Genomic DNA, 20,535 nt, shown 5'->3' on the forward strand with positions numbered 1-20,535 from the left:
CCTCAGCCCTCCAGGATCTCCTCCAGCCGGTCCAGCAGGGGGCGTTGCCCCTCCAGGATCTTGTGCCGGGCGGTCGCCAGGTCGAACCATTCGGCCCGGTCGACCTCCGGGAAGGACTGGATCCGGCCACTCCTGGGCGGCCATTCCAGCGTGAACTCGCTGCTGCGGACCCGGCTGACATCCAGGTCGCCGGCGATGGCGAAGGCGGTGACCGCCTTGCCGCCGCGCTGGCGGATCCGACCGAGCGGCAGCAGCGGCCCCTCGGGCGCCGTGCCCAGCTCCTCGGCGAATTCGCGCCTGGCCGTGGTCTCGAAATCCTCGCCGGGCTCCGGCTCGCCCTTCGGGATCGACCAGGCGCCCAGGTCCTTGCCGCGCCAGAACGGGCCGCCCGGATGCACCAGCAGCACCAGCCGTCGCCCGTCGACACGCTTGTGCATCAGCAGTCCGGCGCTCTCCGCGGGCATAGGCTCCTCTCAGGCGACGGCTTCCTCCTCGAGAAGATAGCGCTCCAGCCGGTCGAGGCACCCGCCCCAGCCCTCGCGATGGCGGTCGCGGGCCGGCTCGTCGAAGAACTGCTCATGCGTCAGGATCAGCACGGTGCCGTCGTCGTCCGGCCGCAGGGTCAGCGTCACCTGCGACTCCCGCTCCGGCATGGTCCGCCAGGCCCAGCTGAACACCAGCTTCTCGTTCGGCACCACCTCCTTGTACACGCCGCCGATATCGTGGCGCTCGCCGTCCGGCGTGGAGAAGGCGACGTGATAGCGGCCGCCGGTGCGCGGGTCGGCCTCGGCGCTGATCGTCTCGGCGCCCGCCGGCCCGAACCAGCGCATTATTTTTTCCGGCTCGATCCAGGCCGCGTAGACCCGGGCGGGAGGGGCGGCGAGGCGGCGCCGGATGCTGAGGCTGGGCTTGGCGAGCATGACTCCTCCTCGACGAAGGCGGCCAGTCGGTCGAGCTGTTCGGACCAGAAGCGCTGGTATCGGCTCAGCCAGCCCATCGCCTGCTCCATCGGTGCCGCGGACAGGCGGCAGGTCACGGTGCGCCCGGTCTTGGTCCGCGTGATCAGCCCGGCGTCGGACAGCACGTCGAGATGCTTCATCACCGCCGGCAGCGACATGGTGAAGGGCCGCGCCAGCTCGCTGACCGAGACGTCCTGCTCCTCGCCCAGCCGGGCGATCAGCGCCCGGCGCGTCGGGTCGGCCAGGGCGGCGAAGGTACGGTCGAGGGCGGGCTCTTGATAGTTAACCATCAAGTGAACTTTGGGGTTATCGGGTCCGGCTGTCAAGCCATATGCGCCGACATCGGGACGAGGGTCCAGTATCCCGGACGTTTAGGTCGGTCCTACCGTACCCACCGCCGGAAGCCAAGGCGCTCGACCAGCACCACGAGGCCGAAGGCCATCAGACCCATCGCAGCGGCGACGAAGACGGCGGCGAACAGGCGGTCGGCTTGGTAGTTGAAGGTGGCCTGGATGATCAGCGCGCCCAGGCCGGCATTCGACCCGATCCATTCGCCGACGATGGCGCCGATGACGCTGCCGGTGGCGGCGATGCGAAGCGCGGTGAACAGCATCGGCAGCGACCGCGGCGCGCGCAGCCGCCAGAAGGTCTCCCAGCCGCTGGCCGACAGCACCCGCATCAGCTCGTGCTCGTTCGGCGTCGCCAGGGTCAGGCCGCGGGCCATGGCGATCAGGGTCGGGAAGAAGCAGATCACCGCGGCGATCACGATCTTGGGCAGCAGGCCCAGCCCGAACATCAGGATGAAGATCGGCGCCAGGGCCAGCACCGGGATGGTGTTGAGGAACAGCACGATCGGGAAGTAGGCGGCGCGCACCGGCCGGCTGTAGGTGAACAGCACCGCCAGCAGCACCGCGACGGCGTTGCCCAGAAGGAAGCCCAGCACCGCCTCCAGCGCCGTCGGCCCGGCATTGGCCAGCAGCAGCGCCCGGTCGGTCCAGAGCTTGCCGAACACCGCGGCCGGCGTCGGCACGATGAAGGCCGGCACGCCCAGCGCCGGCACGGCGAACTGCCAGGCCAGCAGGATCGACAGCGCCCCCAGCGCCGGCCACAGGAGGTCGGAGGGGCGGGTCATGGCTTGCACCCCAGCGGCGCAAACCCCCTCCCCCTAGCCCCCTCCCGCGAGGGGAGGGGGGACACGGTGGGGATAGCGTGGAGAACGGTTCGCGACGACATGCAAAACCAAGTTCCCCCTCCCCTTGCGGGAGGGGGGCAGGGGGAGGGGGTTCCCGAAGCCAGAACTGATGCCCCCGTCATGTCGGCGCTCCCGACCCCTCGGCCAGCAGCCGACGCAGATGAGCACAGACCGCCGTCACCTCCGGCGCGTCGCGGTCGCAGCGGCCGTCGGAATCCTTCAGCGGCCGCAGGTCGACGATCTCCAGCACCCGGCCGGGATGGGCCGCCAGCACCAGCACCTGCTGGCCCAGATACACCGCCTCGGCGATGCTGTGGGTGACGAAGACCACGGTGGTGCCGGTGCGCCGCCACAGCGCCAGCAGCTCGTCGTTCAGCCGGTCGCGGGTGATCTCGTCCAGCGCGCCGAAGGGCTCGTCCATCAGCAGGATCCGTGGCCGGGACAGCAGGGCGCGGGCGATCGCCACGCGCTGGCGCTGGCCGCCCGACAGCTGGTCCGGCATCCGCTCCGCCAGCCCGCCGAGGCCGAGCAGGGCCAGCAGGTCTTCGGTTGCCACCCGGTCGGGCCGGGCGGACCGGCCGCGACCGACCTGCAGCGGCAGCTCGATATTGGCGCGCACGTTGCGCCAGGGCAGCAGGGTCGGGTCCTGGAACACGAAGCCGATGTCGCGGCGCGCCCGGGCCGCTTCCGGCGGGCCGCCCAGCACCGCGATCTCGCCGCCCAGCGGCGCCAGCAGGTCGGCCACCACCCGCAGCAGGGTCGACTTGCCGCAGCCCGAGGGCCCGAGGATGGTCAGGAAGCCGCCCTGCGGCACGTCCAGATCGACGCCGTCCAGCACCGGCATCGCGCCGTATCCGATGGCGAGGCCCCGGCAGCGGATCGCGGCGCTGTCCACTCCTGCCGTCACCCCAGCTTCGGCCGGTCGGCCGCGGTCATCTCCAGGATCGCGCCGGACCAGCACTCCTCCGGCTTCGGCGCGCTGCCCTGGAACTGGCCGATCGAGTCGTAGATCCGCACCTGCTCGGCGATCGCGTCGGGGTCGAACCAGCCCCAGCCTTTCGCCCTGGTGTCGGCATCGAAGCTCAGCTTCAGCACCAGCCCGACCGTCGCCTGCTCGGTCTCGCGGTCCAGCTGCGGATAGGCGTCGACGGTCAGGTCCACGGCCTCCTTCGGATGCGCATGGGTCCAGGCCCAGCCCTTGGCCACGGCGCGCAGGAACTTCGCCAGCACCTCGGCATTCTGCTCCAGCGCCGTGTCGGTGGCGAAATAGACGTTGGAGTAGGAGGGCAGGCCGGTGTCCTTCATCATCAGATCGATCCGGTCCGGCCCGATCACCGACAACGCCTTGGTGTTGGTGATCCAGCCGGTGACGGCGTCGACCTGGCCGGCCACCAGCGGCGTCATGTCGAAGCCGATATTGGTGATGTCCAGCTGCGACGGGTCGATCCTGTTCTGCGCCAGGATGGCGTCTAGCACGAAGCGTGCGGTCGGCTGGATGCCGATGCGCTTGCCGATCATGTCCTTGACGCTGCGGATCGGCGCCCTGGGCAGGGAGTAGAAGGCGAAGGGGCCGGAACGGTAGCCGCAGGCGATGATCTTCACCGGCACGCCGGAGCCGCGGGCCAGCAGCAGCTGCGCGGAATCCGAGAACTGGCCCAGCGCCGCCTGGCCGGTGACGACCGGCGGCACGGTGGCGGAGTTCGGGCCGCCGGGCGAGAACTCGACCTCCAGCCCCTCGGCCTGGAACAGCCCCTGCTTCAGCGCCACCACGTCGCCGATCTGGCCGTTGCTGATCAGCCAGTCGTATTTGATCACGACCTTGGCGGCCTCGGCCCGGCCCTCCGGAATCCTCAGCGCGATGCCGGCGCCGAAGGCGGCGATCCCGGCCAGGACGGTGCGGCGGTCGAAGGCGGTCATGCGGTCCTCCGTCAGGCGGCCGGGCCTTCGACGTCGCCCACCGGGCCGCCGTCGAGCCAGGCATAGATCTCCCACAGATTGTCGTCCGGGTCGGTGAAATAGGCGCAGCGGGCATTCCACGGATAGTCGGCGGGCGGCCGCGTGAACGTCACGCCCAGCGCGCTCAGCTCGCGATAGACCGCATCGATCGTGTCAGGCGACGGCAGCTCGGCGGCGGCGCAAGCCTTGTGCACCTGCGGCGGGGCGCGGCGGCCGGAGACGCCGGTGTGCTCGGCGATGTGGCCGATCTCCCACAGCGCCAGGGTCAGCCCGGCGCCCTTGAAGTCGGCGAAGCCCGGGGCGCGGCGGCGCAGCCGGAAGCCCAGCTTGCCGATATAGAAGGCGGCCGCCCGCTCCACATCCTCGACCAGGAAGCAGATGTCGGTGATCGGATGGGCCTGGGCGAAGGGCATGGCGGTCTCCGGACGGTCTCGCGCCGATCATGGCGCCGCCGCCCGCCACCGCTCTTTCGCAATCCTGCGGTTTCGTTGCCGGAACTTGCGGTCACCCCTCCGCCCGGAAACGCGCCGGGGTGGTGCCCGTGGCGCGGCGGAAGGCGGTGGAGAAATGCGCCTGGCTGGCGAAGCCGACGCGATAGGCGATCTCGGCCAGCGCCAGGTCGGGCCGCGCCAGCAGCGTCTTGGCGCGCTCCACTCGCCGCGCCAGCACGAACTGATGCGGCGCCCGGCCGGTCGCGGCCTTGAAGGCGCGGCTGAAATGAAACGGGCTGAGCCGGGCGACGGCGGCCAGCTCCGCCAGGCTCAGATCGCCGTCTTCCAGCGCATCCTCGATATGCTCCAGCACCCGGCGCAGCCGGTCCGGCGACAGCGCGTCGGGCCGTTCCGGCCGCGGCGCCGGGCGGTGCGACAGCAGGCGCAGGGTGCAGGCGGCGAAGGACAGGCCCAGCTGCTCGGCCAGCAGCGGGTCCGTCGCCTCCGGTCGCCGCGCCAGCTCGGCCAGGGCCAGGGCGACATGGATCGTCACCGGGTCGGCGGCGACCAGCATCTCGCCGTCCTCGAACTGCGCCGGGCCGATCTCCCGGCCGATCCGGCGATAGGCCTCGGGCGGCTGGAAGATCGAGATGTAGTCGGCGCCGTCGCCGTCGACGAACAGCGGCAGCCCGGCCGGCTGCACCCCGAGCGTCCAGGACGGCCGCGCCACCCGCCGCGTCGGCCCGTCGCCGATCCGGAAGGCATAGCGCCCATGGCTTGTGCGGTTCAGCGACAGCCGGTGCAGCGCGCCGCACGACTCCATCCGCCCGGCGTCGCTGCGATAGCACTCCACCATGATGTCCGGCCGCGCGGTCGCCGCGTAATCGTGCAGTGCCGGCCGGCTGATGGCGAAGACCGAGGGGTCGAGACCGTCCATCCCATGCTCTCCCTGCCTGCCCGGTCCGCGGCTCTCGCGGCCGCGATTCCGATTCCGATGCCGTTGCCGCACCGGAACGACGCAAGCAGCATGCCAGACGGAGGCGGGCAGGGCCATCGGTCCCGGCCTGATGTGCCCTGGGGAACAGGCGGGCGTTGCGGATTGCCGTAGACCATCGGTCGCGAAGGACCGACGGAGCGAGGATGCAGCCATGGCCGTCACCGACAAGGACATCGCCGATCTCGTGGCGCGCGCCGCGGACGCCAATGCGGCGCTGATGCGCGGGGATGTCGAGGGATACTTTGCCCTGATCTCCCTTGCCGACGACTTCACGCTCATGTCCCCGTTCGGCGGGCCGCCCAGCCGGGGCTTCGACATGTCGAGCGATCGGGTGGCGGCGCTGGGCCGCTTCTTCCGGGCGGGCCGGACGGCGCTGGAGCTGGTGCAGGCCTACGCTTCGGGCGACATGGCGGTGCTGGCGGTGATCGAGCGGCAGACGGCCGAGGTCGGCGGCCTGCCGGATCAGGACTGGTCGCTGCGCGTCACCCTGGTCTTTCGCCGCGACGGCACGGAATGGCGGCTGGTTCACCGCCACGCCGACGCGCTGGTCCACGGCATCAGCCTGGACCAGGCGGCTGCGATCGCCCGCGGCGAGGCAGAACTCCACTCTCGGCCCGGCGGACAGGCCTGACCGTCAGCAGGTCAGCCCACCCGCAGGAGACATTCATTTCGCCTTCGGGATGGGCGGCGCGGTGCTGGCGGTCGCCATCTCCGTGTGCAGCCCCTGCGCCATCTGCAGGTGGTGGAACACCACCGGCAGGGTCTCGGTGGCGAAGCCTTTCAGCCCCTCGTCCTGGCCGGCGCCGATCTCGTATTCCAGCAGCTGCGCCGTGACCTGGTGGTCGGCGATCTGGCTGGCGACGTAGGCGCGGTCGAAATCGGCGCCCTTCAGCCCCTTCAGCTTGTCATGGATCGCCTGGTGCTCGGCATCCATCTCCCGGGGCAGGACGATGCCGGCCGCCTTTGCCAGATCGGCCAGCCGGTCGTTCGCCTTGCCGTGATCGCGCACCATCTGCCGGCCGAAGTCGCGCACCGCGTCGCTGCCGCCCTGCGCCTCGGCCAGCTTGCCGAAGGCGACCTCGGCCAGGCCGCCCTGCGCCGCCGCGACGACGAAGACCTGGTCCGACGCGTTCGGCCGGTGCGGCGCCGGCGTGCCGGGCTTCCGCTCCGGCGTCCCGGCGGGGGTGGTCGCCGGGTTGCCCGGCGCGGGGGTGGTCGGGTCGACGGTCTGGGCCCAGCCCGGCGTCGTCCCCAGCAGGAGGGCCGCCAGCGCCGCGGCCGCGATCCGATCCGTCATGCCGGTTCCTCCTTCCATGACCGTCACAGCGTCAGCAGATAGGCGGTCAGCTCGTCCTTCTCGTCCTGGGTCAGCTTCAGCCCGAGCACGAGGTTGAAGTACTCGACCGTGTCGGCCAGGGTCGGCAGGCGGCCGTCATGCAGATAGGGCGGAGAATCCTTGATGCCGCGCAGGGTGAAGGTCTTGATCGGCCCGTCCGGCAGGACGACCTGGCCGTTCACGGTCTGGCCGATGTCGTAGAACCGCTCCGCCTTCAGGTCGTGCATCTGGTTGTCCATGAAGGCGGTCTGCGGCATGTGGCAGGTGGCGCACTGGCCCTTGCCCATGAAGATCCGCTCGCCCGCCAGCTCCTGCTCGGTCGCCTTGGCCGGGTCGAGGCGCCCCAGCGGGGTCAGCTTCGGCGCCGGCGGGAAGTCGATGATGTTCTGCATCTGCGCCATCATCGCCGTCTGGTCGTGGCGGTCCGGCAGGTTCACGCCCTTGCGCTGGGCGCTCATCTGGTCGCCGTTGAAATAGGCGGTGCGCTGCTCGAACTCGGTGAAGTCCTCGACCGAGCGCAGCGAGCGCTTCGAGCCGTGGATCTGCTGGTTGAACATGCCGCGCAGGCTGACCGTGTCGATCCGGAACCGCGCCGCCTGCGGCCGGATGTCAGGGGTCAGGTGGAACGCCGCGTTGCTGTGGAAATTGGCGTGGCAGTCCAGGCAGGTGACGCCCAGGCTCTGGTCCGCGCTCTTGCGGTCCTCGGTCTGGTTGAACTCCTCCTGCGGGAACGGCGTCAGCAAGAGGCGCAGCCCCTCCATCTGCACCGGGGTGATCAGCCCGACCATCAGCGCGTAGTAGTTCTTGATGGTCAGCAGCTGCCCGCGCGAGACGTCGCCCAGCTCGGGATGTGTGGTCAGGAAGATCGGCGGCGGGAATTCCGGGGTGAAGGCGTCGGGCAGGTCGAAATCGACGTCGAAGCGGCGCAGGTTGCGCTGCTCCTGCCGGGCGATCTCGTCGATCTGGTGGTTCGGGAACACCTGGCCGCCGGTCGCCTGCTTGACATGCGGCAGGGGCAGGAAGCCGGCCGGGAACAGGCCGCGCTGGCGGATCTCGTCCGGGCTCATCGCCGCCAGCTCGTCCCAGGTCGCTCCCTGCGGCAGCTTCACCCGCACGCCGCCCTGCACCGGCTTGCGTCCGCCCGACATCATCACGCCGGGGATCGGCCGGTCGGCCAGGTCGTAGCGCTGCTCCAGCAGCTGTCCCTGGCGCTGCATGACCTCGGGCTTGGCGGCCTCGTCATCGGCCTTGACCTGGTCGAAGGGCTGGGTGGGCAGCGGCCGGTAGGTGGCGTCCGGCGGCAGCGACCCGGCCAGGGCGCCGACGCCGGCGACGATGCCGGCCGTGAGCAGGGACAGGGGCAGCAGACGGCGGACCATCGGGCACCTCGTGAAATCGTCCTCGGAAAATCCGACGCTGAGCGACGCGGCGTTTTCGGGCCAACAGGAACTTTGCCGGGGCGGTTCCTGCGGCCCGGATCGTTTTTGCGCCGGCGGCGCCACGAGATGTCTCTTCGCTCGAATGCCTCGGCAGCTCTCCTTCGGCTCGGCGATGGGATCTCAGAAGAGGTCCCGTTTCCGATTAAGCTGAAGCCAGGTGTTCAGCTTGAAGGCGACTTCCGTACGATTTCGAGCCTGAAGCTTCCGCATGATGTTCCGGACATGCACCTTCACGGTGCTTTCGTGGATGTTCAGTTCATGGGCAATGGCCTTGTTGGCTTTGCCCGTCAGCAATTTCTGGGCAACCTTGGCCTGCTGAGCGGTCAGAAACTCTTCCGTCGGATCCCTGGGGTGGGTGGACCGGCGTTGATGCAGCCGTAGGAGGCTGCCGGCCGGAACGAAGACTCCGCCGGATTGGACCAATCTGATCGCGCCGAGCACGACGCTGACGCTCAAGCCTCTCGACAGATATCCCTGAACCCCGCAGGCCAGCGCACCGACAACCAGATCCGGATCCTCATCGTCCCCCAATGCCAGGACATGGATGGAAGGGTGGTGCGTCCTCAGGCAGTCCAGGGCGCCGATCTCGCGGGCATGATCCTCGGCGTCCGACCCCGCATTTATGGAGATGATGATGATTGAGGTGCGCTGGGGCGCGTCTTCGTCGACCAGCCAGTCATCGAAGCTGGCGAAGGTTTCTACGGCATATCCGGCGTCGGCATCCTTGATCGCCTTCGCCAGGCCGTCCCGGCTGAGCGCACGATGATCGATGATGGTGACCACCGGTGCCTCGGACTCACCGCCAGGTTTGTCCTGGCCGGTTTCGGCGGATGAGCCGTGGGACTCCGTCTCCCGGACCGGTCGGCTCTCCGGAGGGGGCGGCATCGTGGCAGACCCTCGATACGCGAGCATTTCCTCTCCTCCCGGATTGTTGTGCAGATCACGGCGGCGTCCCGGCGTCTCCAACGCCGTTGCGGAAGTTTGTCTGAAATTTGCGGCGAATTCGTCGAGAGCTCTTTCAGGATGACGCCCGGCCGGCGACTTTTATTCCACCGCCTCGATCCGCACCTCGCGGCTCTTGGCCCCTTCGGCGACCAGGGCCAGCAGCCTCTCTCCCTCTTCGGTCACCGCCGCGGCCTGCGGCTTCGACAGTGGCTCGAACATCTCGATCCGCAACGTCGCGGCGCCGCGCGCCTGGGTCGCCTTCCAGCGGCCTTGGACGCGGCCGTCCACCAGCAGCACCGGCGGCATGAAGTTGCCGTAGACCAGCGGGCGGTGCCGCTCGGCGATGACATGCTCGCGCTCGGCATGGGACAGCAGCAGGTTGTCGTATTCCGGCAGGAAGCGCGGCGGCGCCGGCAGGTCCGGGCCGGGCCGCGGCGCGTCGGGCAGATCGAACAGCTCGCGGCCGGCCTCGTCGCGGAACGTCGCCAGCTTCGGCCGCAGCGCGTCGACCGCCGGCTGCAGCCGGGTCAGCCCCGACCAGGTCTGCATGTCCTGCACGCCGGCCGGGCCGAAGGCGGCGAGGTAGCGCAGCAGCATCGGCTCCGGCGCCGTGTCGGTGCCCAGCGGCTGGCGCAGCCAGGCCTCGGCGGTGGTGCACAGCGGCAGCCCGCCGATGCCCCACAGCCCGCGCGGCGGCACCTGCACCAGCGGCGCCAGGTTGCGCATGGCATAGGACAGGGCCTTGGCGTCGCGGTCCGGCCACCGCTTCTGCAGCAGCCGGCCCATCTCCTCCACCGTGCGCGGCTGGTCGACCAGCAGGCGCCGCCCGGCCGCCACCACCGCCTCCAGGTCCAGCCCGGCGAGCTGCTTCCCGTAGGGCGTGCCGGTCATCAGCAGCCGCTCCTGCACCCCCTGCAGCACCGGGCGCAGCGCCCGACAGTCGCGGGCAGTGACCAGGTGGATGGTCGACCGCATCAGCGCGATGCGCACCGCCTTGCGGTCGCGGATCAGCTCGGCCAGATCCTCCAGCTCGAACCGCTCCAGCCGGCTCCACAGCCCGACATAGGGGGCGGTCGGGGATTGCGACTGGATCCCGACCAGCCGCTCGATCGCCTCGGCCGCGGTCGCCTTCCAGCGCTGCAGCAGCCCCTGCCGGGCCAGCAGCGCCCGGTTGCGGCTGCGCCGGTCCAGCACCTCCGCCGCGTCCCCCTTCGCCATGGGTCCCCCGATCCGCGATTCCGGGCGCCAGCCTGTCCGGATCGGCGGCAGGACACAAGCGCGGCATCCGGCCGGCCGGGTCCGTCTCGGGGCTTGCATCCGGCCCCGCATGGCGCCGACAATTAGGGGACTATCCCGCCCGATACCATGGAGGCCGCGATGGCCCTCGGACCGGACGACTGGGAAGTGCCCGTCCGGGCGCAGCCCGACCCCGACGACTACGTCTTCGATCTCGACCGGGCGCTCGACGCCGTGGTCGGCCTGACCGCGCGCATCCCGGCCGACGCCTTCACCGCCGGCACGCTGGGCACCGAGCGCGCCGGCAACGGCGTGGTGATCCGCGACGACGGCATCGTGCTGACCATCGGCTACCTGATCACCGAGGCCGAGGAGGTGTGGCTCACCACCAACAGCGGCCGGGTCGTGCCCGGCCATGTGCTGGGCTATGACCAGGCGACCGGCTTCGGCCTCGTCCAGGCGCTGGGGCCGCTCGGTGTCCGCGCGCTGAAGCCCGGCTACGGCCGCAGCGCCGAGCCGGGGACCGAGGTGGTGATCGCCGGCGCCGGCGGCCGCCGCCGGTCGCTGGCCGGGCGGATCGTCGCCCGCCAGGAATTCGCGGGATACTGGGAATACGTGCTGGACGATGCCATGTTCACCGCGCCCGCCCATCCGCATTGGGGCGGCACTGCGGTGATCGGCCCGGCCGGCGACCTGCTGGGCATCGGCTCGCTGCAGATCCAGCACCAGGCGGAAGGCGGCCGGGTGCTGCCGCTGAACATGGTGGTGCCGATCGGCCTGCTGCAGCCGATCTTCGACGACCTGGCGACGCTCGGCCGCCCCGATACGCCGCCGCGCCCCTGGCTCGGCCTGTTCGCGACCGAGGATGAGGGCCGGGTGGTGGTGGTCGGTTTCGCCGGCAACGGCCCGGCCCGGCGGGCGGGGCTGCGCGAGGGCGACGCCGTGCTCGCTGTCGACGGCGAGGCTGTCACCGAACTGGCCGGCTTCTTCCGCGCCGTCTGGGCGCTGGGCGAGGCCGGGGTCGAGGTGCCGCTGACGCTCGACCGCGAGGGCGACGTGTTCGACGTGAGCGTCCGCTCGGCCGACCGGGCCCGCGTGCTGAAATCGGCGAAGCTGCACTAGGGGCGGCATGCGGCCCGGCGACGGCATGCCGATCCTGGCCAAGCGCGCCGGCCTCTATCGCGAGGCCCGGCCGGCGCCGCAGCTGGCGCCGCATCTGCTGTGCCGCTGGGTCCATGTGATCCCGCAGGGCCCGGCCCTGCCGGTCGCGGTCGTGCCCGACGGCTGCGTCGACCTGCTGTGGGTCGGCGGAAGGCTGGTGGTGGCCGGGCCGGACGTCACCGCCGCCCATCCCGTGCTGCCGCCCGGCGACCCGGTGGTCGCCGTCCGCTTCCGGCCTGGCGCCGCGATGCGCTGGCTCGGCCTGCCGATGTCGGAGATCACCGGCCGGCAGCCGGATCTGCAGGAGCTTGGCCGGCCCTGGGCGCGCGACCTGGCCGACCGGATCGGTGAGGCGCGGACGATGGTGGAGCGGATGGCGCGGCTCGAGGCCGGACTGGCGCGGATCGCGCCGGAGATCGGCCCGCCGGCGCCGGAGATGGCGCTGGCCTTCCGCTGGCTCGGCCGCGGGACGGAGGAGGCCGGGCTGGCGGCCTTGCGCGACCGGCTCGGCATCAGCGAGCGCAGCCTGCGGCGGCGCTGCCACGAGGCCTTCGGCTACGGCCCCAAGACGCTCGACCGCATCCTGCGCTTCCAGCGCTTCCTGCGGCTGGCGGCGGCAGGGGAAGAGCCGGGGCTGTCGGCCTTGGCCGCCGCGGCCGGCTATGCCGACCCGGCGCATCTGACGCGGGAGGCGCGGCGGCTGTGCGGCCTGACTCCGGTCGCGATCCTCGGCCAGCTCGCCGCCGGTGCGGAGGAGCGCGCGGCGGCCTGACTGGCCGTTCCGTTCAAGACGGGGCGTCAGGACAGTGCGACCCTCACGCCGAGAGTTGAAGAAAGGAGGCCCCATGGCCAGCCCCGGCAACGACCGCCGCATCGACTACATCGAGTTCGCCGTCGCCGACATTCCGCGCTCGCGCGACTTCTACGGCCGCGCCTTCGGCTGGAGCTTCACCGATTACGGCCCCGCCTATTGCGAGTTCGACGACGGCCGGCTGAAGGGCGGCTTCGCCCAGGGCAGCGGCCCGGCCAAGGCCGGCGGCCCGCTGGTGATCCTCTACGCCGACGACCTCGCCGCCGTCCAGGAGCGGCTGGAGCAGGCGGGCGGCCGCATCACGAAGCCGATCTACAGCTTCCCCGGCGGCCGGCGCTTCCACTTCCACGACCCGGACGGCTACGAGCTCGCGGTCTGGTCCGACCGGTAGCGCCAAAAGAGGGAAGGGGGCCGAAGCCCCCTTCCGACATCCCTGGACCCTTGTGGGCTCTCAGTTCACGACGATCTCGCCCCGCCGGTTCTGCGGCTCGCGCACGCCGTCGGCGGTCGGGACCAGCGGATCGGCCTCGCCGACGCCGCGGGTGACGATCATGCTGTCGGCCACGCCGTCGGCCACCAGCTGGCGGCGCACCGCCTCGGCCCGGCGCTGCGACAGGGCCTGGTTGTAGCTGTCCGAACCGGCCCGGTCGGTGTGGCCGGTGACGTCGATCCGGGTGCTCCTGCCCTGCAGCGCGTCGGAGGCGGCGGAGCCGACGATCTGCGTGGCCTCCGGCGTCAGCTTCGAGCTGTCGAAGTCGAAGAACACCAGGTAGCTGCGGGCCTGGGTGACCTGCTGGACCTGCTCCACCGGCGGCGGCGCTTCCTCGGCGCCGAAGGTGTAGCGCAGGCCGACCAGGACGCTGTGGTTGTTGTCGTCGTCCGACTTGATCCGGACGCCGTTGTCCTTGAAGACCGGCCCGGTGTTGCCGAGGTAGCGGTACTCAAGGGTGGCGGCCAGGTTCGGCGCGAAGTTGTAGGCCACGCCGGCGATGCCCTGATAGGCGAACTGCGCCTTGGTCGAGCTGAAGTAGTTGCCCGGGCCGCTCGGGTTGAAGTCGGCATTGACCAGCGCCAGGCCGACACCGGCGCCGATATACGGCACGAAGGGCGAACCGAAGTCGAAGTCGTAGTAGCCGTTCGCCATCAGGCCGTAGGTGGTCTGGTGGTTGTTGCCGTCGTGGCTGTTCTCCCGGATGCTCGCCTCCAGGTCGGTGCGGAAGCCGTTGCCGAAGCCGTAGCCGACATAGAGGTTGCCGGCCGGCCCGACATCGTAGTCGTCGTTGTTCAGGCCGTTGCCCTGGAGGAAGTTGGCGCCCGCTCCGGCGCCGACATAGAGGCCGCTCACCTGCTGCGCCATGGCCGGCGTCGCGGCCAGCAGCGCGGCTGCCCCCGCGGCGAAGACGATGCGTCTGGTCATTCCTGACTCCACGGATTTCTCGATAGGATTTCGGTCTCGAATCTCGTCCCGGGTCAGACGATACAGACGCATACGTTCTTGAATGTATGCCAAAATGGCGCGCAGCGGCATTGTCGCACCTTGAACCGTCACCGATCCGTCACAAGGGGGGGAGGGGCCGAGAGGGGCGAAAGCCAGGCATAAGGCCGGACTGGCGGGTTCGACAGCAGCGGGGCCGTCCGGCAACACCGTGCCGGGATCGCTCGCCGGCGCCCTGCGGCGCGGCTCCCGGCGGGCGATCGGGGCCGCCCATCCGGCTCGACTCCGCGTCAGGCCGGCCGGTTGCCGTGCAATGGGTCGATCAGCCGGCGCGGCAGGCTCAGCGCCGCGGCGGCGGGGCGGTGCTGGCGCGGACGATCAGGCGGTAGGGCACCTCGACGCCGCGCTTCGGGCCGGCGACGCCGGCCAGGCGGTCGGCCAGCAGGCGCATCGCCTCGAAGCCCAGCCGCCGGGCCGGCTGGTCGATGGTGGTCAGCGGCGGGTCGGTGACGGCGGCGAAGTAGATGTTGTCGAAGCCGACGATCGAGACGTCCTCCGGCACCCGCAGGCCCGCCTGCTTGATGGTGCGGATCGCGCCCATGGCGATCTCGTCGCTGCCGCAGAACACGGCGGTCGGCGGCTCCGGAAGCGCCAGCAGCTCCGCCATCTCCTCGGCCCCGGTGGCGATCGAGAAGGTGCCGTAGCGCACCAGCTCGGGCTGCGGCTCGAGCCCGGCCTCGGCCAGCGCTTCCTTATAGCCTGCGAAGCGCCTCGGCGTGGCCGTGGTGGCGGCGGTGCCGCCGATATGGCCGATCCGGCGGTGGCCCAGCGCGATCAGGTGCCGCGTTGCCTCCCGCCCGCCGGCCCGGTTGTCGATCTCGACCACCGGCACGCCGGGGGCGGCCACGGGCTCGATCACCGCCACCAGGCGCCGCTGCAGCGCCGGGGCCTTCAGCGGATCCGGCATCCGGCCGCCCAGCAGCAGCATGCCGTCGACCGCGCCGGTCAGCAGCTGGCGGGCATGCTCCTCCGCCCGCGCCGGGTCGCCGGCGGTGTTGCCGATCAGCACGTGGAAGCCGGCCGCCACCGCCGCCTCCTCGGCGCCCAGCAGCACCGAGGCGTGGAACGGGTTGGCGATGTTCGGCACCATCACGAACACCTGCCGCGCCTGCTGCAGGCGCAGGCTGCGGGCCATGCGGTTGACGACATAGCCGGTGTCGCGCACCGCCGCCTCGATCCGTTCGCGCGTCTCCCCGGTCACCCGCGGCGACCCGGCCAGGGCCCGGCTGACCGTGGCCACCGACACGCCGGCGATGCGGGCGATGTCGGCCATGCGCGGCCGCCCGTCCTCGGGCGCCGGCGGCAGGCTGCGGCTGCGGCTCACGGCCGGATCTCGGAATCCTGGATCATGCCCCGACGATGCCCCGGAACGGCGGTGCGGGCCAAGGGGGGCGATCGGCCGGTCCGGCCGGGGTGCATTGCGAATTGACAGCGGGCGCATTCCCCGGTTCACTTGTAACCAATTGGTTACTTCTCGGGCGGGGACAACCGTCCGGATCATCGGCAACCAGGCAGGGGAGGGCGCGATGTCGGCTCCGATCGGGCGCAGATCCGTGTTGGCCGGGGCGTTGGGGCTGGCGGGGGCGGCGCTGCCGGCCGGCCTTCGGGCCGAATCGGCGCGGCTGCGCGTCGTCTGGTGGGGCAATGACGACCGCACCCGCCGCACGCTCGAGGTGCTGAAGCTGTATCAGTCCAGGGCGCGGGGCGCCGAGCTGGTGGGCGAGGTCAGCAACGCCGAATACTTCCCCAAGCTCGCCACCCAGTTGGTCGGGCGCAGCGCCCCGGACATCTTCCAGCTCGAGCCCGGCAGCTTCGCCGACTTCGTCCAGCGCGGCGCCACCCTGCCGCTCGACGATCTGATGCCGCAGCCGATCGACACCGCCGGCGTCAGCCGCGACCTGCTCGGCCTCTGCGCCCTCGACGGCAAGGTCTGGGGCATCCCGCACGGCCTGAACTCCTTCGCCCTGATGTATGACACCGCCGTGTTCAAGGCGGCCGGCATCGCCCCGCCGGACCACGAGACCAGCTGGGACGACTACGCCGACCGGATGGTCGAGCTGACCAAGGCGGCGAGGCGCGACCAGTACTGGGGCTCCTGCGACGCCAGCGGCTACGGCTTCGCCTTCCAGGTCTGGCTGCGGCAGCGCGGCGCCGAGCTGTTCACCGCCGACCGGGCGCTCGGCTTCGGCCGGGACCACGCCGCGGAGTGGTTCAGCTACTGGGACAGGATGCGCAGGCGCGGCGGCTGCGTGCCGGCCGACATCGCGGCGCTCAGCCCGGATTCGACCATCACCCAGATGCCGCTGATCCAGGGCAAGGCGGCGACCAGCCTGGCCTTCTCCAACCAGATCGTCGGCATGCAGTCCGCCACCACGGCGCCGCTGGCGCTGACGATGTATCCGAATGGCGGCCCCGGGGCGAAGCCGGGCCAGTTCTACCGGCCGGCCTCCTGCTGGTCGATCTACGCCCGCTGCAAGGCGCCGGACGCGGCGGCCGGCTTCATTGCCTTCTTCCTCAGCGACCCCGGGGCCGCCAAGGTGCTGGGGGTGGAGCGCGGCGTGCCCATGGCCCCGGCGACGCGCGAGCTGATCCTGCCGACGCTCAGGCCGGTGGAGCGCGCCACGGTCGACTATGTCAACTTCATCGCCGACAAGGTCGGCCCCTATCCGCCGCCCCCGCCCAAGGGGTCGCAGCAGTTCGGCCGGGTGCTGAAGCGGGTGGCGGACACGGTCGCCTTCGGCACCGCCTCCGTCACAGATGGCGCCGCCCAGCTGGTCGCCGACGCCAGCGGCATTCTCTGAGGAGATCCGATGCCGATCCCAGACGCCCGCCCGGTGGAGGAGTTCGACTCCCACCCCTGGCGTTTCGAGAGCCAGGCCACGGAGGCGCAGCGCCGGGTGCAGGCGGCCTTCGTCGCCCAGCTGGCGCAGCGCCTGCCGCTCACGCTCGGCGAGGCCTGCTACCTGTCGCCCCAGGCCTATATCTTCCCCGAAAGCCTGACGCTGGGCGACCGCTGCCTCGTCGCCGCCGGGGTGCGCCTGCACGGCCAACTGGTCGCCGGCGACCACTGCTCCTTCAACCTGCATTGCTCGGTGATCGGCCAGGTGCGGATGGGCTCCTGGGTCCGCATCGCCGCCGGCGCCATGATCGCCGGCTTCGACCATGTCTCGGATGATCCGGAGACGCCGATCGCGCAGCAGGGCGTGTCCACCAAGGGCATCGAGATCGGCGACGACGTCTGGATCGGCGCCAATGCCGTGATCACCGACGGGGTGCGGATCGGCAGCCATTGCATCGTCGCCGCCGGGGCGGTGGTCACCCGCGACGTGCCGGACTACGCGCTGGTCGGCGGCAACCCCGCCCGGGTGATCCGCGACCGGCGCCGGCCGCGGGGGGCGCCCCCGGCCGATGCGCTGCTGGAGGAGGTCAGGGAGTTCGACGCGCGGATCGGGGAGGAGTGGCCGGCGATCCTCGCCGCCCAGGCGGCGCCGCCCGGCCAGCCCTCCTGGTACCAGGATCCGCGCAACGCCGGGAAAGCGCCGTTCCGGGCCGATTGCGACGCGATCCAGATCGCCGCGATGTTCGGCGCCGTGCCGCCGCCCTTCGATCGCGCGGCGTGGATCGCCCGCCTCCAGGCGCTGCAGGATCCGGCGACCGGGCTGTGCTTCAACCCGGACACGCCGGACGCGATCCGCCGCGACCCGCCGGCCGATCCCGGCGGCGACAATCTCTACAATATCCTCTGCGTCGGCTATGCGCTGGAGTGCCTCGGCGCCGGCTTCCGCCACCCCGTCGCCTGGGCCTCGCGGCTCGACCCCGCGGCGCTGCAGCGGGCGCTGGACGGGCTGCCTTGGGCCGAACGCGGCTGGTCCTCCGGCGCCTGGGTCGACGCGCTGGGCACGGCCTACTACTTCAACGCTCGCGACTTCGGCGATCCGGGCGAACTGATCACGCTGATCGGCTGGCTGACCACCCGGGCCGGCGTCACCACCGGCCTGTGGAGCGGACCGGTCGGCGACGACTGGCTGCAGCCGGTGAACGGCTTCTACCGGCTGACCCGCGGCACCTACGCCCAGTTCGGCCTGCCGCTGCCGTATCCGGAGCGGACGATCGATTCCGTCCTGGCCCATCTCCGCCGCACCGGCGGGTTCGGGCACACCGGCTTCAACGCCTGCAACGTGCTCGACGTGGTGCACCCGCTGATGCTCTGCGCCCGCCAGGCCGGCCATCGCGCGGCGGAGATCGCGGAGGCGCTGCGCCACCTTCTGGCCGCCGCGCTCCGGCACTACACGCCCGGCCGCGGCTTCGCCTTCAGCCGCGGCGAGGCGCCGGGGCTGCAGGGGACGGAGATGTGGCTGTCGATCGTCGCCCTGATCCTGACCCATCTCGGCCTGGCCGATGCCGCGAGATTCCGGCTGGTCGGCGTGCATCGCTGGGGCCCGGCCCTGCCGGCCGACCGGATCCCTTGGCCGGGACAGTGAGGCGGACGAACAGGCGATCGGACTCTCTCGAGAACCGTCATTGCGAGAAGGCGAAGCCGACGAAGCAATCCAGGGGCCACGGCGAGCGGCCCTGGATTGTTTCGCTGCGCCCGCAATGACGATCCCGTATGGGCTCGCCACGTGAGGCTCACCCCCATACGCCCGAGACCGGGCGCGCCCGCTTGGCCGTCAGTTCCGCCTCCAGCCAGGCGCGGAACAGCTGCACCTTGCGCTGCCGCGCCCGGGCCTCGGTGGTGACGAACCAGTAGGCGATCTCCGTCGGCGCCGCGATCGGGAAGGGGCGGACCAGCCGCCCGTCGGCCAGCGCGTCGGCGGCGATCAGCTGCCAGGCCATGAACACACCCTGGCCGGCCACCGCGGCCTCCAGCGCCGGGATCGGGTCGGTGTAGGACGGGCCGGACAGGCGCGGCGGCGACGCCACCCCGGCGGCGGCGAACCATTCGGCCCAGGAGATCAGCGAGCCCTCGTCGCGGATCACCGGCACCGTCGCCAGGTCGGCCGGGCGCTTCAGCTTCGGCGCCAGCGCCGGGGCGCAGACCGGAAACACGGTCTGCGGGATCAGCTTCTCGGCCAGCGCCCCGGTCCAGCCGCCGCGGCCCATGCGGATGGCGCAGTCGATGTCGCCGAGCGCCAGGTCCAGCACCTCGGCGGTGGCGACGAAGCGCAGCTCGATCTCCGGATGCGCGCCGGTGAAGCGCGACAGCCGCGGCACCAGCCAGCGCGCGGCGAAGGCGCTGCCGGTGGTGACCGTCAGGATGCCTGCGCGCTCGACCGCCAGCGCCGCGATCGCGTCGGCCAGCATGCGGAAGCCGGCGTCCAGCATCGGCCGGATCCGCCACAGCTCCGCCGTCGGCACCAGCCCGGTCGGGGTGCGCTCGAACAGCGTCACGCCCAGCCGCGCCTCGGCCCGGCGGATGTGCTGGCTGACCGCGCCCGGCGTCACCCCCAGCTCCTTCGCCGCGGCCGACAGCGAGCCGCCGCGCGCCACCACCGCGATGGCACGCAGCGCATTCAGCGGAATCGGGAAAGGCGAGGCCATGCCTCTTCTTTGAGCGGCGGAAGGCGGGCTGTCCAGCGCCGCCGCAACCGGCGGGCCGAGAGGCGTTGACTCGTAAATATCTGATTGGTTATATAACCATATGGTTTTAGAAGACTCGCTCACCCTGAAATTCGCCGCGCTCGCCGATCCGACCCGCCGCGCCATCCTGCTTCGCCTGTCGCAAGGCGAGGCCACAGTGTCGCAGTTGCAGGCCCCGTTCCGGATCAGCCAGCCCGCCATCTCCAAGCATCTGAAGGTGCTGGAGGGGGCGGGGCTGATCGAGCGCGGCCAGGCCGCCCAGTCGCGGCCGCGGCGCCTCAACCATTTGGCGCTGAAGGAGACGGTCGAATGGTTCGACCATTTCCGGAACCTCTGGAACGACAGCTTCGACCGCCTCGAGGCGCTGCTCGAAGCGGACGCCGACCCGAAGCCCGAACCGCAGAAGGACGATCGATCATGAGAACCGCCGCCGCCGATGCCGAATTCGTCATCACCCGCCTGTTCAACGCGCCGCGCAGCCGGGTCTGGCAGCACTGGACGAGCGCCGGGCTGATGTCGCAGTGGTTCGGCCCCAAGGGCGTCACCACCACCGTCAAGACCCTCGATCTGCGGCCGGGCGGGATGATGCATGCCCGCATGGACCGGCCCGACGGCGGCCGGATGTGGGTGAAGTTCGTCTATCGGGAAGTGGTCGAGCCGTCGCGCCTGGTCTGGGAGCACTCCTTCTCGGACGAGCAGGCGAACATCGTCGAGTCACCCTTCGGCGGGCCCTGGCCGCTCAGGATCCTGTCGACCGTGACCTTGGCGGAGGAGGGGGCGAGCACCCGGATTCGGCTGGTCTGGACGCCGCTCGACGCCAGCGGTGAGGAGCGGCAGGCCTTCGCCGGCATGCTGGACTCGATGACCGAGGGCTGGGGCGGCACCTTCGACAAGCTGGACGAGGCGCTGGCCGCTCGCTGAGCAGCCATCAGATCTGTGGAGATTTTCTACAGACCTGGAGAGACACTGTCCATCGCAGCCGCCGGCCCGCGGATCT

23 protein-coding genes are annotated in these 20,535 nt (G+C 71.1%); 8 read left to right on the forward strand and 15 right to left on the reverse strand.

Annotation, left to right across the window (positions count from 1 at the left end):
- Nucleotides 1-2: 2 nt before the first annotated feature.
- The 8 genes from LG391_RS18120 to LG391_RS18155 all read right to left on the reverse strand — a co-directional run bounded on the left by LG391_RS18120 (nt 3) and on the right by LG391_RS18155 (nt 5,475).
- Nucleotides 3-464: an NUDIX domain-containing protein gene (locus LG391_RS18120; protein ID WP_225769439.1), complete on the reverse strand. Its 462-nt coding sequence runs from the start codon at nt 462-464 to the stop codon at nt 3-5.
- A gap of 9 nt (nt 465-473) precedes the next feature.
- Entirely contained in the window at nt 474-830 is a 357-nt protein-coding gene (locus LG391_RS18125; RefSeq protein WP_255646720.1) for an SRPBCC domain-containing protein, read from the reverse strand.
- Entirely contained in the window at nt 830-1,249 is a 420-nt protein-coding gene (locus LG391_RS18130) for a helix-turn-helix transcriptional regulator (protein WP_225769441.1), read from the reverse strand. The genes LG391_RS18125 and LG391_RS18130 overlap by 1 nt, the downstream gene beginning before the upstream one ends.
- 92 nt (nt 1,250-1,341) lie before the next feature.
- Nucleotides 1,342-2,091, reverse strand: coding sequence for an ABC transporter permease (locus tag LG391_RS18135; RefSeq protein ID WP_225769442.1), 750 nt, complete (start codon nt 2,089-2,091; stop codon nt 1,342-1,344).
- 178 nt (nt 2,092-2,269) lie between these two features.
- The gene (locus LG391_RS18140) at nt 2,270-3,058 is read right to left on the reverse strand and encodes an ABC transporter ATP-binding protein (protein WP_225769443.1); all 789 of its coding nucleotides are present in this window, start codon (nt 3,056-3,058) and stop codon (nt 2,270-2,272) included.
- Nucleotides 3,055-4,068, reverse strand: a complete 1,014-nt coding sequence (locus tag LG391_RS18145) for an ABC transporter substrate-binding protein (protein ID WP_225769444.1) — start codon at nt 4,066-4,068, stop codon at nt 3,055-3,057. The genes LG391_RS18140 and LG391_RS18145 overlap by 4 nt, the downstream gene beginning before the upstream one ends.
- Nucleotides 4,069-4,079: 11 nt before the next feature.
- Complete coding sequence (locus LG391_RS18150) at nt 4,080-4,520, reverse strand: VOC family protein (RefSeq protein ID WP_225769445.1); 441 nt, start codon at nt 4,518-4,520, stop codon at nt 4,080-4,082.
- 91 nt (nt 4,521-4,611) lie between these two features.
- Nucleotides 4,612-5,475: a helix-turn-helix domain-containing protein gene (locus LG391_RS18155; protein ID WP_225769446.1), complete on the reverse strand. Its 864-nt coding sequence runs from the start codon at nt 5,473-5,475 to the stop codon at nt 4,612-4,614.
- A 211-nt stretch (nt 5,476-5,686) separates the two neighbouring features.
- On the opposite strand from LG391_RS18155, the gene LG391_RS18160 reads away from it, so the two are divergent.
- The gene (locus LG391_RS18160) at nt 5,687-6,166 is read left to right on the forward strand and encodes a nuclear transport factor 2 family protein (protein WP_225769447.1); all 480 of its coding nucleotides are present in this window, start codon (nt 5,687-5,689) and stop codon (nt 6,164-6,166) included.
- A gap of 33 nt (nt 6,167-6,199) precedes the next feature.
- On the opposite strand, the gene LG391_RS18165 is transcribed toward LG391_RS18160, so the two are convergent.
- From LG391_RS18165 to LG391_RS18180, 4 genes are all read right to left on the reverse strand, one after another.
- Nucleotides 6,200-6,832 carry a DUF4142 domain-containing protein gene (locus LG391_RS18165; protein WP_225769448.1) on the reverse strand — a complete coding sequence of 211 codons (633 nt, stop codon included), beginning with the start codon at nt 6,830-6,832 and terminating at the stop codon, nt 6,200-6,202.
- Between the two features lie 23 nt (nt 6,833-6,855).
- Complete coding sequence (locus tag LG391_RS18170) at nt 6,856-8,250, reverse strand: hypothetical protein (RefSeq protein ID WP_225769449.1); 1,395 nt, start codon at nt 8,248-8,250, stop codon at nt 6,856-6,858.
- Between the two features lie 180 nt (nt 8,251-8,430).
- Nucleotides 8,431-9,093, reverse strand: coding sequence for a response regulator transcription factor (locus LG391_RS18175; RefSeq protein ID WP_225769450.1), 663 nt, complete (start codon nt 9,091-9,093; stop codon nt 8,431-8,433).
- 261 nt (nt 9,094-9,354) lie between these two features.
- Nucleotides 9,355-10,473 (reverse strand): winged helix DNA-binding domain-containing protein, encoded by a 1,119-nt coding sequence (locus LG391_RS18180; RefSeq protein ID WP_225769451.1) that lies wholly within the window; start codon nt 10,471-10,473, stop codon nt 9,355-9,357.
- Nucleotides 10,474-10,632: 159 nt separating this feature from the next.
- On the opposite strand from LG391_RS18180, the gene LG391_RS18185 reads away from it, so the two are divergent.
- The 3 genes from LG391_RS18185 to LG391_RS18195 all read left to right on the forward strand — a co-directional run bounded on the left by LG391_RS18185 (nt 10,633) and on the right by LG391_RS18195 (nt 12,854).
- Entirely contained in the window at nt 10,633-11,613 is a 981-nt protein-coding gene (locus tag LG391_RS18185) for a S1C family serine protease (RefSeq protein ID WP_225769452.1), read from the forward strand.
- A gap of 7 nt (nt 11,614-11,620) precedes the next feature.
- Nucleotides 11,621-12,424, forward strand: a complete 804-nt coding sequence (locus LG391_RS18190; protein ID WP_225769453.1) for a DUF6597 domain-containing transcriptional factor — start codon at nt 11,621-11,623, stop codon at nt 12,422-12,424.
- Between the two features lie 73 nt (nt 12,425-12,497).
- Entirely contained in the window at nt 12,498-12,854 is a 357-nt protein-coding gene (locus LG391_RS18195; RefSeq protein WP_225769454.1) for a VOC family protein, read from the forward strand.
- A 60-nt stretch (nt 12,855-12,914) separates the two neighbouring features.
- On the opposite strand, the gene LG391_RS18200 is transcribed toward LG391_RS18195, so the two are convergent.
- Together LG391_RS18200 and LG391_RS18205 are read right to left on the reverse strand one after the other, a co-directional pair.
- Nucleotides 12,915-13,880, reverse strand: a complete 966-nt coding sequence (locus LG391_RS18200) for an OmpA family protein (RefSeq protein WP_225769455.1) — start codon at nt 13,878-13,880, stop codon at nt 12,915-12,917.
- 358 nt (nt 13,881-14,238) lie between these two features.
- Nucleotides 14,239-15,282 (reverse strand): LacI family DNA-binding transcriptional regulator, encoded by a 1,044-nt coding sequence (locus tag LG391_RS18205; protein ID WP_225769456.1) that lies wholly within the window; start codon nt 15,280-15,282, stop codon nt 14,239-14,241.
- Between the two features lie 202 nt (nt 15,283-15,484).
- Here LG391_RS18205 and LG391_RS18210 point away from each other — a divergent pair, with 202 nt between their 5' ends.
- Both LG391_RS18210 and LG391_RS35040 read left to right on the forward strand, forming a co-directional pair.
- Nucleotides 15,485-16,759, forward strand: a complete 1,275-nt coding sequence (locus LG391_RS18210) for an ABC transporter substrate-binding protein (RefSeq protein ID WP_225769457.1) — start codon at nt 15,485-15,487, stop codon at nt 16,757-16,759.
- Nucleotides 16,760-16,768: 9 nt separating this feature from the next.
- On the forward strand, nt 16,769-18,439 hold the full coding sequence (locus tag LG391_RS35040; RefSeq protein ID WP_374200750.1) for a DapH/DapD/GlmU-related protein: 1,671 nt from the start codon (nt 16,769-16,771) through the stop codon (nt 18,437-18,439).
- A gap of 148 nt (nt 18,440-18,587) precedes the next feature.
- Here the strand turns inward: LG391_RS35040 and LG391_RS18220 are convergent, their stop codons facing one another.
- Nucleotides 18,588-19,499, reverse strand: a complete 912-nt coding sequence (locus tag LG391_RS18220) for a LysR substrate-binding domain-containing protein (protein ID WP_225769458.1) — start codon at nt 19,497-19,499, stop codon at nt 18,588-18,590.
- Between the two features lie 100 nt (nt 19,500-19,599).
- Here LG391_RS18220 and LG391_RS18225 point away from each other — a divergent pair, with 100 nt between their 5' ends.
- Both LG391_RS18225 and LG391_RS18230 read left to right on the forward strand, forming a co-directional pair.
- Nucleotides 19,600-19,959, forward strand: a complete 360-nt coding sequence (locus LG391_RS18225; RefSeq protein ID WP_225769459.1) for a helix-turn-helix transcriptional regulator — start codon at nt 19,600-19,602, stop codon at nt 19,957-19,959.
- The gene (locus LG391_RS18230) at nt 19,956-20,459 is read left to right on the forward strand and encodes an SRPBCC domain-containing protein (protein WP_225769460.1); all 504 of its coding nucleotides are present in this window, start codon (nt 19,956-19,958) and stop codon (nt 20,457-20,459) included. The genes LG391_RS18225 and LG391_RS18230 overlap by 4 nt, the downstream gene beginning before the upstream one ends.
- Nucleotides 20,460-20,535 lie beyond the last annotated feature (76 nt).

Origin of the sequence: Inquilinus sp. Marseille-Q2685 (assembly GCF_916619195.1) — a bacterium.
Classification (GTDB): Bacteria; Pseudomonadota; Alphaproteobacteria; order DSM-16000; family Inquilinaceae; genus Inquilinus.

Bases quoted from the DNA above. Each gene is read 5' to 3' on its own strand.
- LG391_RS18120 (WP_225769439.1), bottom strand. From the start codon at position 464: ATGCCCGCGGAGAGCGCCGGACTGCTGATGCACAAGCGTGTCGACGGG.
- LG391_RS18155 (WP_225769446.1), bottom strand. From the start codon at position 5,475: ATGGACGGTCTCGACCCCTCGGTCTTCGCCATCAGCCGGCCGGCACTG.
- LG391_RS18145 (WP_225769444.1), bottom strand. From the start codon at position 4,068: ATGACCGCCTTCGACCGCCGCACCGTCCTGGCCGGGATCGCCGCCTTC.
- LG391_RS35040 (WP_374200750.1), top strand. From the start codon at position 16,769: ATGCCGATCCCAGACGCCCGCCCGGTGGAGGAGTTCGACTCCCACCCC.
- LG391_RS18210 (WP_225769457.1), top strand. From the start codon at position 15,485: ATGTCGGCTCCGATCGGGCGCAGATCCGTGTTGGCCGGGGCGTTGGGG.
- LG391_RS18230 (WP_225769460.1), top strand. From the start codon at position 19,956: ATGAGAACCGCCGCCGCCGATGCCGAATTCGTCATCACCCGCCTGTTC.
- LG391_RS18170 (WP_225769449.1), bottom strand. From the start codon at position 8,250: ATGGTCCGCCGTCTGCTGCCCCTGTCCCTGCTCACGGCCGGCATCGTC.
- LG391_RS18160 (WP_225769447.1), top strand. From the start codon at position 5,687: ATGGCCGTCACCGACAAGGACATCGCCGATCTCGTGGCGCGCGCCGCG.
- LG391_RS18225 (WP_225769459.1), top strand. From the start codon at position 19,600: ATGGTTTTAGAAGACTCGCTCACCCTGAAATTCGCCGCGCTCGCCGAT.
- LG391_RS18195 (WP_225769454.1), top strand. From the start codon at position 12,498: ATGGCCAGCCCCGGCAACGACCGCCGCATCGACTACATCGAGTTCGCC.
- LG391_RS18200 (WP_225769455.1), bottom strand. From the start codon at position 13,880: ATGACCAGACGCATCGTCTTCGCCGCGGGGGCAGCCGCGCTGCTGGCC.
- LG391_RS18165 (WP_225769448.1), bottom strand. From the start codon at position 6,832: ATGACGGATCGGATCGCGGCCGCGGCGCTGGCGGCCCTCCTGCTGGGG.
- LG391_RS18220 (WP_225769458.1), bottom strand. From the start codon at position 19,499: ATGGCCTCGCCTTTCCCGATTCCGCTGAATGCGCTGCGTGCCATCGCG.
- LG391_RS18150 (WP_225769445.1), bottom strand. From the start codon at position 4,520: ATGCCCTTCGCCCAGGCCCATCCGATCACCGACATCTGCTTCCTGGTC.
- LG391_RS18180 (WP_225769451.1), bottom strand. From the start codon at position 10,473: ATGGCGAAGGGGGACGCGGCGGAGGTGCTGGACCGGCGCAGCCGCAAC.
- LG391_RS18190 (WP_225769453.1), top strand. From the start codon at position 11,621: ATGCGGCCCGGCGACGGCATGCCGATCCTGGCCAAGCGCGCCGGCCTC.
- LG391_RS18135 (WP_225769442.1), bottom strand. From the start codon at position 2,091: ATGACCCGCCCCTCCGACCTCCTGTGGCCGGCGCTGGGGGCGCTGTCG.
- LG391_RS18125 (WP_255646720.1), bottom strand. From the start codon at position 830: ATGCGCTGGTTCGGGCCGGCGGGCGCCGAGACGATCAGCGCCGAGGCC.
- LG391_RS18185 (WP_225769452.1), top strand. From the start codon at position 10,633: ATGGCCCTCGGACCGGACGACTGGGAAGTGCCCGTCCGGGCGCAGCCC.
- LG391_RS18130 (WP_225769441.1), bottom strand. From the start codon at position 1,249: ATGGTTAACTATCAAGAGCCCGCCCTCGACCGTACCTTCGCCGCCCTG.